Origin of the sequence: Phenylobacterium sp., assembly GCF_044358365.1 — a bacterium.
Lineage (GTDB): Bacteria > Pseudomonadota > Alphaproteobacteria > Caulobacterales > Caulobacteraceae > Phenylobacterium.
This window is the reverse complement of sequence record NZ_JBIKNZ010000043.1, coordinates 1-13,038: the sequence shown is the minus strand read 5'-3', so window position 1 is coordinate 13,038 and position 13,038 is coordinate 1. Positions and strand designations below refer to the sequence as shown.

The window sequence follows — 13,038 nt, the reverse complement described above, 5'->3', positions numbered from 1 at the left end:
CGCCACATGCTGAAAATGCGGTGAAATCTTAGGGTTAGCCGTTCCTCAACGCGACCAGCGTGCGTGTTGCGCCGACGGCGATCAGGGTCTGCCCCGTAAAGTAGAGACCCCACACAGCCAGCGCCATCGGGAAGACATCCAGCGCCGGGCGACCGGTTCGCGCAAAGATCAACAGGTCTGACACCACAAACATCAACGCGCCTGCCGCCACCAGAAGCCGCGGGAACCGGCTCATCCAGGCCGCCGCCGCCATCGCGGCCAGACCCATGGCATAGAGCGCGATCAAACCAGCCCCGGCCCGGTCGGGTGGCAGGAGAAAGGCGATCACGGTGACAACCGGGATGATCGTCAGACCCAGCGCCAGATGTCGGGCGCTCAGGCCAGGATCGAGGTTGCGGACATAGAGGACGATGGCGATCAGGTGGCCCGCCAGAAAGGCCAGTGCGCCCACAACGAGGCCATGGGTTTCGAGCAGCACGTCGCCCAGCGCCCCGAACATCAAGACCACCGCCAACAGCACGCCATCCAGCCTTCGCGCCTGTGTGGCGGCGAACGCGGCCAGCAACGCCACACCCGCGCCCTTCCAGATCACCGACCCGGCCGGCGGCAGATCCAGGAACCAGGATCCCACATAGCTGACCCCGGCGACTATCGCGGCGATCAGCAACAGCCGGCCAGCGCGCATTAGTCGAAACCTTTCAGGTCGCACCAGACCTCGGCCGGATCGCGCGCTGAACGCCAGCCATTGATGGGGTGATCGGGGTCGCGATAGCCCAGCGCCATGCCGGAGAACAGCATGTGATCGTCGGGCAAACCTACAAACTTCGCCACCGTCTGCGGATAGCGGGCCCAGAACTCCTGCGCGCAGGTGTCGAGGCCGCGCTCCACCGCCAGCAGCATCACGGTCTGCATGTACATACCCAGGTCCGACCATTGCGGTGGGCCCAGCTTGCGGTCGAGGCAGAAGAACAGCCCGACCGGTGCGCCAAAGAAATCGGTGTTCTTGGCGAGTTGCTGCAATCTGGCGGGCTTGTCCTCGCGCGGGATGCCCAGGCTGGCGTAGAGGTCTTCGCCGTTCTGGAACCGACGGGTTCGGAAGGGATCCCATAGATTCTGGGGGTACACCTCGTACTCAGGTGTTTCTCCGAACGGCATGGTCCTGACGATGGCCTTGAATTCGGCCAGCGGCGCGCCTGTCAGACCATAAACCCGCCAGGGCTGAAGGTTGCCGCCCGATGGCGCGCGGGCCGCCTGCTCCAGGATCTCGGCCACCAGGGCGCCGGGCACCGGATCAGGTTTGTAGGCGCGGACCGAGATGCGGCGCTCGACGGCTTCGGAGACGTTCATGGCGGTTCCCATTGACCAGATCGTTGAGAATCGCGCGTAGCATGAGTTCGCAGGGTCAAGGCAAGCGACACGTGGTAAAGCGGGGCAAGGGCGGTTTCTGGGGTTTTGTGCGCGCGGTGTTCATCGCGGGCCTCATCGTCTTTTTCATAGGGCCGGTGGTGATGGTGGCGATCTATCGCTTTCTGCCGCCGCCGGTGACGTTCCTGATGGTGCAGCGGACCATCGAAGGTCGTGGCTTTGAGCGCAAATGGGTTCCGCTGGAGGAGATCTCGCCCAATCTTGTGCGCGCCGTCATCGCTGCCGAGGACGCCCGCTTCTGCGAGCACTATGGATTTGACGTGGAGGCCATCCAGAAAGCCATGGTCGCCAACGAGGCGGGCAAGAAGCTGCGTGGCGGCTCCACCATCAGTCAGCAGACCGCCAAGAACGTGTTCCTGTGGCCGGGCCGGGACTGGGTACGCAAGGGTCTGGAGACCTGGTTCACGGCGCTGATCGAGGTCGGCTGGGGCAAGCGGCGGATCATGGAGGTCTATCTGAACTCAATCGAGTGGGGGCCTGGCGTCTATGGCGCCGAGGCTGCGGCGCGCAAGAATTTCAAGGTCCCAGCCAGGTCGCTGACCGTCGCCCAGTCGGCGAGGCTGGCCGCCATCCTGCCCAGCCCCCTTAAGTGGAAGGCGGCGAAACCCGGCCCCTATGTCCAGAAGCGTTCGGGCAGGATTACCCGCAATGCCAGGGCCGTGCGACGCGAAGGCCTGACGGCCTGCGTGCTTTAGGGGCCACCAGGTCCGCGGGCAAAACCCTTGAGGAAATCTCGGCCGAGCCCGCAATCCAATAGACCGCAGACTTTTGTCACACTGCGTCGAACCGATCTGGGCCCTGGTGCGTTGCCACCCATGCACCGCGCCCGTTGGCGCGGCGCTGGGCCTTGGTCTGGGGAGACAATACGAATGAACATGAAACTTGTGGCTGCCATCAGCGTTTGCGCCGCGCTGCTCGCCGCCTGCTCGCAGAAGACCGAAGACAAGGCCGCAGAGGCGACGGGAACCGCTGCGGCGGCTGCAGATCAAGTGGGTGACGCTGTCCAGTCAGCGGGCAGTGATGCCGTCGCCAACACAGAAGCCGCAGCGGCCAAGACGACTGCGGCAATCGACAGCGCCGCTGACGCAACGGCGCAGGCCGCTGGCGCTGCAGCGCGGAAAGCCGACGCGGCAGCGGAGGCCGCCGTCAAACAGAAGTAGGCTCGCCCGGGGGATCAACTCGCCGCTCTGGCCGTGGGTTGATCGGCGATGGCGGTCGGTCGCCCTGAATCAATGGCGCTGATCACCCCGCTGATCAGGAGTCGAGCGTCGATCGGCTTGCCGATGTGGCCGTCCATTCCTGCGTCGAAACAGGCCTGCTTCTGGCTGTCCATCACATTGGCGGTCAGCGCCAGGATGGGAATCCCGGCGTTCGGGCCACCGGAGGCGCGCAGGCGGCGCGTCGCCTCCAGTCCGTCCATGACCGGCATCTGCATGTCCATCAGGACCAGGTCGAACGCGGTGACCGCCAGGGCGTCGAGCGCCTGTTGACCATCGCCGACGATGGTCACGGCGGCGCCGAGCGGACGCAGGAAGTAGTCAATGATACGCTGGTTGGAGAGATTGTCCTCAGCCACCAGTATCTGGATCGCCGGGAGGGGCTCTGCCACGGCATCGGCAGACGAAGTTTCGCCAACCTCGGCGAGGGGCGCCACCTCTGCGGGAACCCGCAAGGTGAAGCTGGAGCCCTGACCGGGCGTAGAGGTCACGTTGATGGCGCCGCCCATCATCTCGGCCAACTTCTGGCTGATCGACAACCCCAGCCCTGTCCCTCCGAAGCGGCGGCTGATCGAGCCGTCAGCTTGCTGGAACGCCGTGAACAGGCGCGAAACAGCGTCCTGGCTCAAGCCAATGCCGGTGTCCGTCACGCTGAGGATCAGGTCGGTGGCCCCTTCGCCCCTTGCCTCCGTCTGCAGCAGCATCCGGACTTCTCCGGCCTCGGTGAATTTCACGGCGTTGGAAATCAGGTTGAAGGCGATCTGACCCAGGCGGGTGGCGTCGGCGATCACAAACTGCGGCACTTCGGGTGAGACCGAGACGGTGAACTTGAGGCCCTTGTCGTCGGCCCGGGGTGACCAGAATGCGCCAGAGCGCCGGACGAAGTCGTGAATGTCGGTCCGCGAGGGGTCGATACTGAGCTTGCCGGCCTCGATCTTGGCCAGATCCAGCACGTCGTTCAGCACCTGCATCAGAATGGATCCACCGTCGGCGAGGATGGCGACATGGCCCTTCTGTTCTTCGTTCAGGTCGGTTCGGACCAGAAGGTCGGTCGCCCCCAGCACGGCGTTCATCGGTGTGCGCAACTCATGGCTCATGATCGCCAGGAAGTCGGTCTTGGCCTGGCTGGCCGCTTCGGCGCGCAACCGGCTGTCACGGATTTCGGCGAGCGCACGTTGCTGACCGATCCAGAGCACAGTCATGTAAATCACCAGCAGGCAGGCGCTGGCGGCGACCACCAGGCCTTCAGTCCGGTTTACATCCCAGCGCGCGACGAGCGGCACGAGAATAAGGTAGCCGATGAGGGGCGAAGCGCTGGACCAGAAGAGCCGCCCGGCGCCCAGGGATGACACCACCAACTGTACCAACATCCCGCACAGGAACATTGTCGACGCGGCGATGCCCAGCTCATCGAGGTTGACCCACATGTGCCAGGCCGGAAAGCCTGCGACCGCATAGCTGAGGGTCGTTGTGGCATAGGCGATGCGTGGCTGGGTGTCGGTGTCTTCGCGGTACAACCGCGCCGCAGTCCACTGTAGGACCGCATAGGTTGACCACCACAACGGCGCGATGGACCAGTCGCCAAACGTCCAGAGCATAAGGGCCACCGCCGCCATGATCCCGACCCGGATCACACCGGATTTGGCCCGCATGGAGAGCGCGGCGTTCAGTCCCGTCGATCTACCTTCGGCGCTCATATCTCAACTCTGGGTTTCGAGTCTTGATACGGGTTACACCTTAAGCAACGGTGACTTCCGAATTTCGCTTACCCCATGGGATAGAGTATTTCCCGCGTTACACCGTCGATCTGCTTCATCACTTCGGGGCTGAGCGTCAGGTCGGCGGCGGCGAAGATGTCGTCCAGCTGATCCTCGCGGGTGGCGCCGACGATGGTGGAGGCGACGAAGTCGTGCTGCATGCTCCACGCCGTGGCCAGGGTGACCGGCGAGATCCCCGCCTCGGCGGCGATGGCGGCGAAGCGGGCGGTCGAGGCCAGGCTCTTGTCGTTGACGAAGCGCTGCGCCATGGCGGCCTGGCGACCGCCGATTTTCAGATAGTTGGAGAACCGCGCCCCATCCGGCCGCGCCCCGTCCTGGTACTTGCCCGACAGCACGCCTCCGGCCAGCGGCGAGTAGGGGATCAGGCTGACGCCCTCCTGCAGGCAGACCTGTGACAGGGCGTCCTCGAACCTACGGTTATTGAGGCTGAAGTTGTTCTGGATGGTCTCGTAGCGGGCCAGGCCCTCGCGCTCGGACACGGCCAGGCTCTTCATCAGGCCCCAGGCGGTTTCGTTGCTGCAGCCCAGCACGCGCACCTTGCCGGCCATCACCAGGTCGTCCAGCGCCCGCATGGCCTCTTCATAGCCCGTGCCGTGGTCCGGCCAGTGGGTCTGGTAGAGGTCGATGTAGTCGGTCTGCAGCCGGGTCAGGCTCGCCTCGACGGCGCGCACGATATTGTGGCGGTCCAGTGCGGTCATGCCCGCGCGCTGCGACGACTTGATCCAACCGTGGCTGGGGCCGGACACCTTGGTGGCGATCAGCAGCTCGTCGCGGCGCTTCGTCTTCATCCAGCGGCCGACGATTTCCTCCGTCGTGCCGGCCCACTCTTCTTTCGGCGGCACCGGATAGTTTTCGGCGGTGTCATAGAAGTTGATCCCGGCCTCCAGCGACCGGTCGAGGATGCGGAACGCAGTCTTCTCGTCGGCCGACGAGCCGAAGGTCATAGTGCCCATGCAGATCTTCGACACCACCATCGGGCTACGGCCGAGACGCTTGTACTGCATGTGTTTTGATCCCCGGGTGGTTGTCGACTGGGCCGTCTCAAGCGGCGCGAATGGGGTTTAGCCGATCAGCGGCGGAATGCCAGAGCAGGCAGCGCAGTCATTCTGCTTCGGGCTGATCGTCGTCATCGGCCTTGGCGGCGCGAACCATCTGTTCGGCCACCGGCGGAGGTGGCGGGATAATCTGGACGTTCATACCGAAAATCAGCAGCAGGCCGGTAATCAGCACCGCGCCGCCACGCTGCCGCTTGGCCAGCCTGACCGCCCAAACGCCGAAAGGGGTCAGGATCGCGACGATGACAAGGCCGATGAGAAGCGGCTGCAAGGCGGCGGGTGTCCTGCTCAATCCCTTCGGACATGGTGAGTCCGGACGGTTCGCGCCAGACCAAACTACCGTATGGTCACGAGCTTTTGGTGACGATGGACGTGCAAAATGATCGCCAGTCAGAACGAATACGCCATCATGGTCGAGCCGCTCGATGTGGCGGATGGGGGCGGGTGGCTGGCGACGGTTCCAGCGCTGCCGGGCTGCATGGGTGACGGCGAAAGTCGCGAGGAGGCCCTGGCCGATGTCCAGAATGCGATCGTTGAATGGCAGGCCGCTGCCCGCGAGTTAGGTCGCGACGTTCCGAGGACAGGTTGGGTTCGGCCACGACTGGACGCTGCAAAGGCGCCGAGACGTCAGAAGCGGTAGTTTCAGTCATTGCCGACCCGGCCGCGTGCAGCCGCCGATTCCCAGGGTGTACCTTACATTCAGCCGGGTCTTGCGTTTGACAAGGTCGATGCGGTCGCCAGCAGCGCACATGGCGCCTGCCGGGATGGAGACCAGACCGCGGGTCGTTCCCACGGTGACGCGCGCCTTCAACCGGGTACCGACGTCCGACTCGACGAGGCTGATCCCGTCCACCCGACCAACGGCCCGTTCACCGGGACCCATTGGCATGAACAGGAACATGCCCGCGCCTCCGACCGCCAGGACGATCATACCGGCGATCGCCAATCCAGCGACGCCTTGCCGGCCCGGTTCCCCACCGAACTAGGCGCTCAATCGCCGGACCTCCCGGTCAACCCGCTTCCGTTCTTTCGCGTCCAGGTTCATGCCCTCCAGTAACGCAACCATCACGAATAGATTTTTCGCGCTGGTCAACGAACCGGCGCATCCGGGAGTTACGTTAGGTTAGTTGTTGCGTAGAAGGTCTGTGCCTCAAGCCGCAACCGTCTCCGCCTCAACCTCACCCTCGCCCTTGACCAGGCCATCCAGACCCTGTTCGCGCACCTTGCGATAGAGGGTGGATCTGCCGATGCCCAGGCGGCGGGCCACTTCGCTCATGTGGCCGGCGTAGATCTCGATCGCCAGTTGGATCAGGTCGCGCTCGATCTCTTCCAGGGTGCGCAGATGGCCGCGCGCGTCGAGGATGCGCACGGGTGCGTCCTGAGGCGGCGCGCCGGTGTCGGGCGCCGGCGCGATCGGGGTCGCGGCCTGCGCCTCCGGCGGCGGCGCGGCGACGCCCGAGATCGCCGGGAAGTCATAGGGCTGCAGGTAGGGCGCGTCGGCCAGAACGATGGCGCGATAGACGGCGTTCTCCAGTTGTCGGACGTTGCCCGGCCACTCGTGCGCCATCAGGCAGGCCAGGGTCTCGGCGCCGGCGCCGACCACTGACTTTCCCTCCTCAACATTGAACCGACGGATGAAGCAGTCGACCAGGGCCGGCACGTCCTCGCGGCGCTCGCGCAGGCTGGGGGCCTCGATGGGGAAGACGTTCAGGCGATAGAACAGGTCCTCACGGAACCGGCCTTCCTTCACCGCCAGGCTCAGATCGCGGTTGGTGGCCGAAACGATGCGCACATCCACCTTGATGGAACGCTTGGAGCCGATCGCGTCGATCTCGCTCTCCTGCAGGGCGCGCAGCAGCTTGACCTGAATGTCCAGCGGCAGTTCGCCCACTTCATCGAGGAACAGGGTGCCGCCGTTGGCCTCCTGGAACTTGCCCAGGTGCTTGTCGGTGGCGCCGGTGAAGCTGCCCTTCTCGTGGCCGAACAGGATGCTTTCCACCAGATTGGCCGGGATGGCGCCGCAGTTCACCGCCACGAAGGGCTTGCCCGCACGTTCCGATGAGCCGTGTACGGCGCGGGCAATCACTTCCTTGCCGACCCCGCTCTCGCCGGTGATCAGGATCGGGATCGAAGACTTGGCCGCGCGTTCGCCGAGCCGTTTGACCAGGGTCATGGGCGGGGACGATCCGATCAGGTCGTTGAAGCTGGTGCGGCCGGTAGCGTGTTTCTTGAGCCGGTCCACCTCAACCTTCAGGGCGCCCATCGAAAGGGCATTCCGGATCGAAATGGTGATGCGTTCCGGGCTGGCCGGTTTGACGAAGAAGTCACAGGCGCCAGCCTGCATGGCCTTGACCACGGTATCAATGCCGCCGGTCGAGGTCAGCACGATCACAGGTTGAGCGAAGCTGCGGGCGCGCATCTCGATCAGGGTATCCTGACCGGAAATACCGGGCATCACCAGGTCCAGCAGGATCACGTCGACACTGGCGCCTGAGGTCAGGTGCTGGATCGCCTCGTCGCCGCTCTGGGCGTGGGCGACCGCGAAACCGTCGCGCTCGAGGACCGCCTGGATCAGGCGGCGTTGCGTAGGGTCGTCGTCGACGACCAGGACCGTTTTGGTCATATGAAAACACCCACCGGACTGGACGCTCGCTCTTTTGGCGAGGCCTTGTTCTTGTCCCTGATTGATACAGGGCGGTGGTAAAGGCGAAGTTTCCTAGAGTTGAGTCAGGTCTTAAGCGGCATGGTTTCCTGAGTGTTACTCTTGGCTTCGGGAATAGAAACCATCGGCAGGAAGAATTGCACCAGCGGGCCGATGCAGAAAGCATAGAGCAGTGTTCCGACGCCGACCGTTCCGCCCAGCGCCCAGCCCAGAGCCAGTACGGTCACCTCGATTCCGGTCCGTACGAGGCGCAGTGACCAGCCGGTCCGTCGCGCAAGGCCGGTCATCAGCCCATCGCGCGGCCCGGGGCCCAGGCCCGCGCCTATGTAAAGGGCGCCGGCGAAGCCATTGGCGACAATACTGGCGATGAGCGCGGCCACCTGAAACGCCAGCCCCTCGACGGGGGGCAGAACCCTCAGGGTCAGGTCCATGGCAGACCCGATCATCACAACATTCGCTACCGTACCGATCCCTGGCCGTTGGCGCAGCGGAATCCACAGCAGCAGGACCACCAGTCCGGTCAGGTTCACGATCATGCCGATGGATAGTCCAACCTGTCCGGACACCCCCTGATGGAACACGTCCCACGGGCCGAGCCCCAGGGCTGCGCGCAGCATCAGGGCCATGGACGCGCCATAGAGTGTCAGGCCAATGGAGAGCTGGAGGAGGCGGCGCATCATCATGCAGATCCAGATGCCGCTAGCTGGACCTTGAAAACAGAGCCAGTTCTGCGACCTTGGCCCCATGAGCCCGCGACGACTTGGACCCGCCTCCCTGATCCGGCTGCTTGGCCCCTGGCGGGGCCAGCGCGCGGGTCCGGCCTATCGGCAGTTGGCCGACGGCCTGCGCCTCTTGATCCTTGACGGGCGCCTGCCGCTGGATGTGGTGCTGCCGGGAGAGCGGGAACTGGCCCATATCCTGGAGATCAGCCGCACCACCGTCACCGCCGCCTTCGCCCAGCTTCGCGACGAGGGCTTTCTGGACCGCCGGCAGGGCGCCGGCGCCCGGACCCGGCTGCCCACGGGCCCGGGGGAACGCGGAGCGACGATCCTGGTCAGCAGCGCCTCGGCCGAAGGCGTGCTGGATATGACCTCGGCCGCGCCGCCGGCCAGCGAACTTATCCACCAGGCTTACGCGGCGGCGCTCAGCCTGCTACCGGCCTTTCTGCCTCAGCACGGCTACGCGACCCTCGGTCTTCAGGAGTTCCGCCAAGCCGTGGCCGAGCGCTACACCCGGCGCGGTCTGCCGACGCGCGTCGATCAGATCATGATCACCAACGGCGCCCAGCATGGTCTGGCGCTGATGTTGCGGCTGCTGGCCGGGCCGGGCGACCGGGTGGTGATTGATCACCCGACCTATCCGCATGCCATCGACGCCATCGAGCGCGCCTTCTGCCGACCGGTCCCGGTGGGGCTGCCCGGCGAAGGTTGGGACCTGGAGGGCGTAGCCGCCGCCTTCCGACAGAGCGGTGCGCGCGTCGCCTACCTGATCTCGGACTTTCAAAATCCTACGGGCCAATGGATGTCGGCGGAGGCTCGCGCCGTGCTCAGCCACGCGGCGGCGCGTGCGGGCACCACACTGATCCTCGACGAGACCATGACGGATCTCTGGCTCGACGCCCCGGTTGATCCCTACGCCTTCGCGGAGCCTGCGGAAGGCCTCGTCAGGCTGGGGTCCATGGGCAAGAGTTTCTGGGGCGGGCTGCGGCTGGGCTGGATCCGCGCCGACGCGCCGGTCATTCAGGCGCTGGCGCCCCGGCGGGCCTCCATCGATCTCGGATCGCCCCTGCTTGAGCAACTGGCGGGCTGCCAGCTGCTGTCGGATGAAGAGGCGCCGCTCGCAGCTCGCCGCGCGTTGCTGCGGACCCGCCGCGATCACTTGCTGGCGCAGTTGCAGGCGCGACTGCCGGAGTGGAAGGTCCGCCGCCCCGAGGGCGGCCTGTCTCTGTGGGCGGAATTGCCCAGCCCGGTGTCCAGTGCCCTGGCCGCCACGTCCGAACGCTTCGGCGTCCGCATCGCCGCCGGCCCACGGTTCGGTGTCGACGGGGCGTTCGAGCGCTTTGTCCGGCTGCCCTACACCCTGGCGCCGGAGGACCTCACCACGTCGGTGGAGCGGCTGGCGGCGGCCTACGATGGGCTGCGGGCCGGGGCGACGCCAACGCGCGCCTCCATAGGGGCCGTTGTCTAGTCACACGGTTCCCTCGCGACAGGCTTGCAGCCGGCGTCAGCCGCGCCATACTGGAAGCGGATCGGCGCGGGTGGAGACGCCGACCACCGGGAGCGATCATGAACCTTATCCGTATCGGGCTGGCGCTGGCGCTCGCCGCAACCGTCGTGGCCTGCCAGAAGCCGGACGCCGGCAACGTAGATGGCAAACGCATTGAGGCCGCAGCCACCAACGGCGAATGGCTCTCCTACGGCAAGGACTATTCCGAGCAGCGCTACAGCCCGCTGGACAAGATCAATGCGACCACCGTCAAGGATCTGGGGCTGGCCTGGTTCGCTGACTTCGACACCGATCGCGGCCAGGAGGCGACGCCGATCATGGTGGACGGCGTGCTCTACACTACCACCGCCTGGTCCAAGGTGTTCGCCTTCGATGCGAAGACCGGAAAGCAGCTCTGGACCTGGGATCCCAAGGTCGACCGCGCCAAGGGCTTTGACGCCTGCTGCGACGTGGTCAATCGCGGTGTCGCGATCTGGAAAGGCCGGGTTTATGTGGGCACCCTGGACGGGCGCCTTGTGGCCCTGAATGCTGGCGATGGCACGGTCGCCTGGAGCGTCCAGACCACGGATAACTCCAAGCCCTACACCATCACCGGCGCGCCGCGCGTGGTGAAGGACAAGGTGCTGATCGGCAATGGCGGCGCCGAGTATGGCGTGCGCGGCTACATCACGGCCTACGACGCGGCCACAGGCAAGCAGGTCTGGCGCTTCTATACCGTGCCCAATCCCACCGGCGCGCCCGATGGCGCGGCCTCGGACAAGGTGATGGCCGAGAAGGCCAACGCCACCTGGTCGGACGGGGCGTGGAAGGAAAGCGGCGGCGGCGGCACGGCGTGGGACGCCATGGCCTATGACCCGGCGCTGGACATCATGTACTTCGGGATCGGCAACGGGAACCCGTGGAACCACATGAAGCGGTCCGGCGGGAAGGGCGACAACCTCTTCCTGTCGTCGATCCTGGCGCTGAAGCCCGACACCGGTGAATACGTCTGGCACTATCAGACCACGCCCGGCGAGAGCTGGGACTACACCGCCACCCAGCACATCATGCTGGCTGACCTGAAAATCGCCGGTCAGGACCGCAAGGTGCTGATGCAGGCCCCCAAGAACGGCTTTTTCTATGTGATCGACCGGGCCACCGGCCAGCTGATCTCGGCCGAACCCTATGCGCCGATCACCTGGGCGACCAAGGTGGACATGGCGACCGGGCGGCCGGTCGAGGCGCCGGGCGCGCGCTACGAGACCAAGCCTGCCGTCATTGAGCCGGGCCCGCTCGGCTCGCACAACTGGCACCCGATGGCGTTCAATCCGAAAGCCGGGCTGGTCTATATTCCGGCCCAGGTCGCCGCCAGCGCCTACGGCGATGAAAAAGTCTACAAGCACCGCCAGGGCGCGATGAACCTTGGGCTTGATACGCTGATCATGGGCCTGCCCAGCGACAAGGCGCAGTTCGCGGCGATCAAGGCCACCACATCAGGCAAGCTGGTCGCCTGGGATCCGGTGGCCCAGAAGGCCCGCTGGACGGTGAACCATCCGCATTTCTGGAACGCCGGGATCCTCTCCACGGCGGGCGGGCTCGTGTTCCAGGGGTCGGCCGGCGGCGGCTTTACGGCCTATGACGCGGCGACCGGCGCCAAACTCTGGAACTACCGGACCCAGAACAGCGTGGTGGCGCCGGCGTCCACCTATGAACTGGATGGCGAGCAGTATGTGGCGCTGATGGTAGGTTATGGCGGAGCGGGCGCCACCTTCGCCAGCGCGCTCAATGGAGATCCGGTACGGACGCCGGGCCGTTTGATGGTCTTCAAGCTGGGCGGCAAAGCGGTGGCGCCGGACTACAAGGTCCCGCCGAAGCCCAAGCTGGATCTGGCTGGCGTCTCGTCAAAAGGCGACGCCACCGCCGGCTTCGCTCTGTTCCAGGAAAATTGCGTTGGTTGCCACGGCGGCAGCGCGGTTGGCGGCTATCTGGCTGACCTCAGGGTCTCGCAGATGCTGCGTACCGAGGCCGACTTCAAATCGGTGGTGATCGACGGGGCGCTTCGCTCCAAGGGCATGGTGAGCTTCGCGAAGTACATGACGCCCAAGGAGGCTGAGGATATCCGTGCCTATCTGCTGACCCAGGCGCGGGCCATACAGACGCAGGCCGCCGCGCCGACAAAACCCGCAGCCTGAGGGCGCTGGCGCCGCCCGGTGCCAAAGGAGGCCTTGGCGGCGGTCGCGGCGAGACTCTAGGGTGAACCATGGCGGGAAGTCAGGATTTCGCCGTGGATCCGCGCAATGCGGACCTGCGGATCTACGTGAACGGAAACGTGGTTCCGCGCGACCAGATCAGGGTGTCGGTCTTCGACGGCGGCTTCGTACTCGGTGACGGGGTCTGGGCGCGGGCCTGGTATGAGGCGGTTGAGCGCTCCACCGGCTTTGCGGCGCCTGAACGTCGCGCCTCGCCGGCGTTGCCGGACGCCCTGAAAAGGATCGCCGATGCCGCCCAACCGCACTTTGAAGGTCTCTCCGGATATCGCCTGACGTTTGAACCGCTCGACTCCGCGAAAATCAGCTAGGTCACAGACCCATAAACGGGATTCCCAAATCGGGGTGTCGCTGATTCAATCTTCGCAGGATGGAGGTTGAGATGGCACGCTTTGATCTGACGGATTTCGAGTGGTCGGTGATTCAGCC

The 13,038-nt window shown here is 65.3% G+C and carries 14 protein-coding genes; 6 read left to right on the top strand and 8 right to left on the bottom strand.

Annotation, left to right across the window (positions count from 1 at the left end):
- Positions 1-34: 34 nt before the first annotated feature.
- Together ACIQ3B_RS12200 and ACIQ3B_RS12195 are read right to left on the bottom strand one after the other, a co-directional pair.
- Positions 35-685: a lysoplasmalogenase family protein gene (locus tag ACIQ3B_RS12200; RefSeq protein ID WP_397402923.1), complete on the bottom strand. Its 651-nt coding sequence runs from the start codon at positions 683-685 to the stop codon at positions 35-37.
- The gene (locus ACIQ3B_RS12195; protein ID WP_397402921.1) at positions 685-1,347 is read right to left on the bottom strand and encodes a nitroreductase; all 663 of its coding nucleotides are present in this window, start codon (positions 1,345-1,347) and stop codon (positions 685-687) included. The genes ACIQ3B_RS12200 and ACIQ3B_RS12195 overlap by 1 nt, the downstream gene beginning before the upstream one ends.
- A gap of 41 nt (positions 1,348-1,388) precedes the next feature.
- Between ACIQ3B_RS12195 and mtgA the strand changes: the two genes are divergently transcribed.
- The gene (gene mtgA, locus ACIQ3B_RS12190) at positions 1,389-2,120 is read left to right on the top strand and encodes a monofunctional biosynthetic peptidoglycan transglycosylase (protein WP_397402919.1); all 732 of its coding nucleotides are present in this window, start codon (positions 1,389-1,391) and stop codon (positions 2,118-2,120) included.
- A gap of 174 nt (positions 2,121-2,294) precedes the next feature.
- The gene (locus ACIQ3B_RS12185; RefSeq protein WP_397402917.1) at positions 2,295-2,585 is read left to right on the top strand and encodes a hypothetical protein; all 291 of its coding nucleotides are present in this window, start codon (positions 2,295-2,297) and stop codon (positions 2,583-2,585) included.
- Between the two features lie 14 nt (positions 2,586-2,599).
- On the opposite strand, the gene ACIQ3B_RS12180 is transcribed toward ACIQ3B_RS12185, so the two are convergent.
- From ACIQ3B_RS12180 to ACIQ3B_RS12170, 3 genes are all read right to left on the bottom strand, one after another.
- Positions 2,600-4,339 (bottom strand): ATP-binding protein, encoded by a 1,740-nt coding sequence (locus ACIQ3B_RS12180; protein WP_397402915.1) that lies wholly within the window; start codon positions 4,337-4,339, stop codon positions 2,600-2,602.
- Between the two features lie 68 nt (positions 4,340-4,407).
- A complete protein-coding gene (locus ACIQ3B_RS12175) occupies positions 4,408-5,424 on the bottom strand; it encodes an aldo/keto reductase (RefSeq protein ID WP_397402913.1) in 1,017 nt (338 codons plus the stop codon).
- Positions 5,425-5,521: 97 nt separating this feature from the next.
- Positions 5,522-5,746 (bottom strand): hypothetical protein, encoded by a 225-nt coding sequence (locus tag ACIQ3B_RS12170; protein ID WP_397402911.1) that lies wholly within the window; start codon positions 5,744-5,746, stop codon positions 5,522-5,524.
- A 108-nt stretch (positions 5,747-5,854) separates the two neighbouring features.
- On the opposite strand from ACIQ3B_RS12170, the gene ACIQ3B_RS12165 reads away from it, so the two are divergent.
- Positions 5,855-6,115, top strand: a complete 261-nt coding sequence (locus tag ACIQ3B_RS12165) for a type II toxin-antitoxin system HicB family antitoxin (RefSeq protein ID WP_397402909.1) — start codon at positions 5,855-5,857, stop codon at positions 6,113-6,115.
- Between the two features lie 6 nt (positions 6,116-6,121).
- Here ACIQ3B_RS12165 and ACIQ3B_RS12160 read toward each other — a convergent pair whose 3' ends face one another.
- The 3 genes from ACIQ3B_RS12160 to ACIQ3B_RS12150 form a co-directional block, all read right to left on the bottom strand.
- Positions 6,122-6,421 (bottom strand): hypothetical protein, encoded by a 300-nt coding sequence (locus ACIQ3B_RS12160; protein WP_397402907.1) that lies wholly within the window; start codon positions 6,419-6,421, stop codon positions 6,122-6,124.
- Between the two features lie 204 nt (positions 6,422-6,625).
- Positions 6,626-8,098, bottom strand: coding sequence for a sigma-54-dependent transcriptional regulator (locus tag ACIQ3B_RS12155; protein WP_397402905.1), 1,473 nt, complete (start codon positions 8,096-8,098; stop codon positions 6,626-6,628).
- A gap of 104 nt (positions 8,099-8,202) precedes the next feature.
- On the bottom strand, positions 8,203-8,817 hold the full coding sequence (locus tag ACIQ3B_RS12150) for a YitT family protein (RefSeq protein ID WP_397402903.1): 615 nt from the start codon (positions 8,815-8,817) through the stop codon (positions 8,203-8,205).
- A 64-nt stretch (positions 8,818-8,881) separates the two neighbouring features.
- Between ACIQ3B_RS12150 and ACIQ3B_RS12145 the strand changes: the two genes are divergently transcribed.
- The 3 genes from ACIQ3B_RS12145 to ACIQ3B_RS12135 all read left to right on the top strand — a co-directional run bounded on the left by ACIQ3B_RS12145 (position 8,882) and on the right by ACIQ3B_RS12135 (position 12,920).
- Positions 8,882-10,324 (top strand): PLP-dependent aminotransferase family protein, encoded by a 1,443-nt coding sequence (locus ACIQ3B_RS12145; protein WP_397402901.1) that lies wholly within the window; start codon positions 8,882-8,884, stop codon positions 10,322-10,324.
- A gap of 98 nt (positions 10,325-10,422) precedes the next feature.
- Positions 10,423-12,534 (top strand): PQQ-dependent dehydrogenase, methanol/ethanol family, encoded by a 2,112-nt coding sequence (locus ACIQ3B_RS12140; RefSeq protein ID WP_397402899.1) that lies wholly within the window; start codon positions 10,423-10,425, stop codon positions 12,532-12,534.
- Positions 12,535-12,602: 68 nt separating this feature from the next.
- Positions 12,603-12,920, top strand: coding sequence for a hypothetical protein (locus tag ACIQ3B_RS12135; RefSeq protein WP_397402897.1), 318 nt, complete (start codon positions 12,603-12,605; stop codon positions 12,918-12,920).
- Positions 12,921-13,038: the final 118 nt, after the last annotated feature.

What these genes read in the sequence shown, in the direction of transcription:
- ACIQ3B_RS12200 (WP_397402923.1), bottom strand. Translation starts at nt 685, where the DNA reads ATGCGCGCTGGCCGGCTGTTGCTGATCGCCGCGATAGTCGCCGGGGTC.
- ACIQ3B_RS12195 (WP_397402921.1), bottom strand. Translation starts at nt 1,347, where the DNA reads ATGAACGTCTCCGAAGCCGTCGAGCGCCGCATCTCGGTCCGCGCCTAC.
- mtgA (WP_397402919.1), top strand. Translation starts at nt 1,389, where the DNA reads ATGAGTTCGCAGGGTCAAGGCAAGCGACACGTGGTAAAGCGGGGCAAG.
- ACIQ3B_RS12185 (WP_397402917.1), top strand. Translation starts at nt 2,295, where the DNA reads ATGAACATGAAACTTGTGGCTGCCATCAGCGTTTGCGCCGCGCTGCTC.
- ACIQ3B_RS12180 (WP_397402915.1), bottom strand. Translation starts at nt 4,339, where the DNA reads ATGAGCGCCGAAGGTAGATCGACGGGACTGAACGCCGCGCTCTCCATG.
- ACIQ3B_RS12175 (WP_397402913.1), bottom strand. Translation starts at nt 5,424, where the DNA reads ATGCAGTACAAGCGTCTCGGCCGTAGCCCGATGGTGGTGTCGAAGATC.
- ACIQ3B_RS12165 (WP_397402909.1), top strand. Translation starts at nt 5,855, where the DNA reads ATGATCGCCAGTCAGAACGAATACGCCATCATGGTCGAGCCGCTCGAT.
- ACIQ3B_RS12155 (WP_397402905.1), bottom strand. Translation starts at nt 8,098, where the DNA reads ATGACCAAAACGGTCCTGGTCGTCGACGACGACCCTACGCAACGCCGC.
- ACIQ3B_RS12150 (WP_397402903.1), bottom strand. Translation starts at nt 8,817, where the DNA reads ATGATGCGCCGCCTCCTCCAGCTCTCCATTGGCCTGACACTCTATGGC.
- ACIQ3B_RS12145 (WP_397402901.1), top strand. Translation starts at nt 8,882, where the DNA reads ATGAGCCCGCGACGACTTGGACCCGCCTCCCTGATCCGGCTGCTTGGC.
- ACIQ3B_RS12140 (WP_397402899.1), top strand. Translation starts at nt 10,423, where the DNA reads ATGAACCTTATCCGTATCGGGCTGGCGCTGGCGCTCGCCGCAACCGTC.
- ACIQ3B_RS12135 (WP_397402897.1), top strand. Translation starts at nt 12,603, where the DNA reads ATGGCGGGAAGTCAGGATTTCGCCGTGGATCCGCGCAATGCGGACCTG.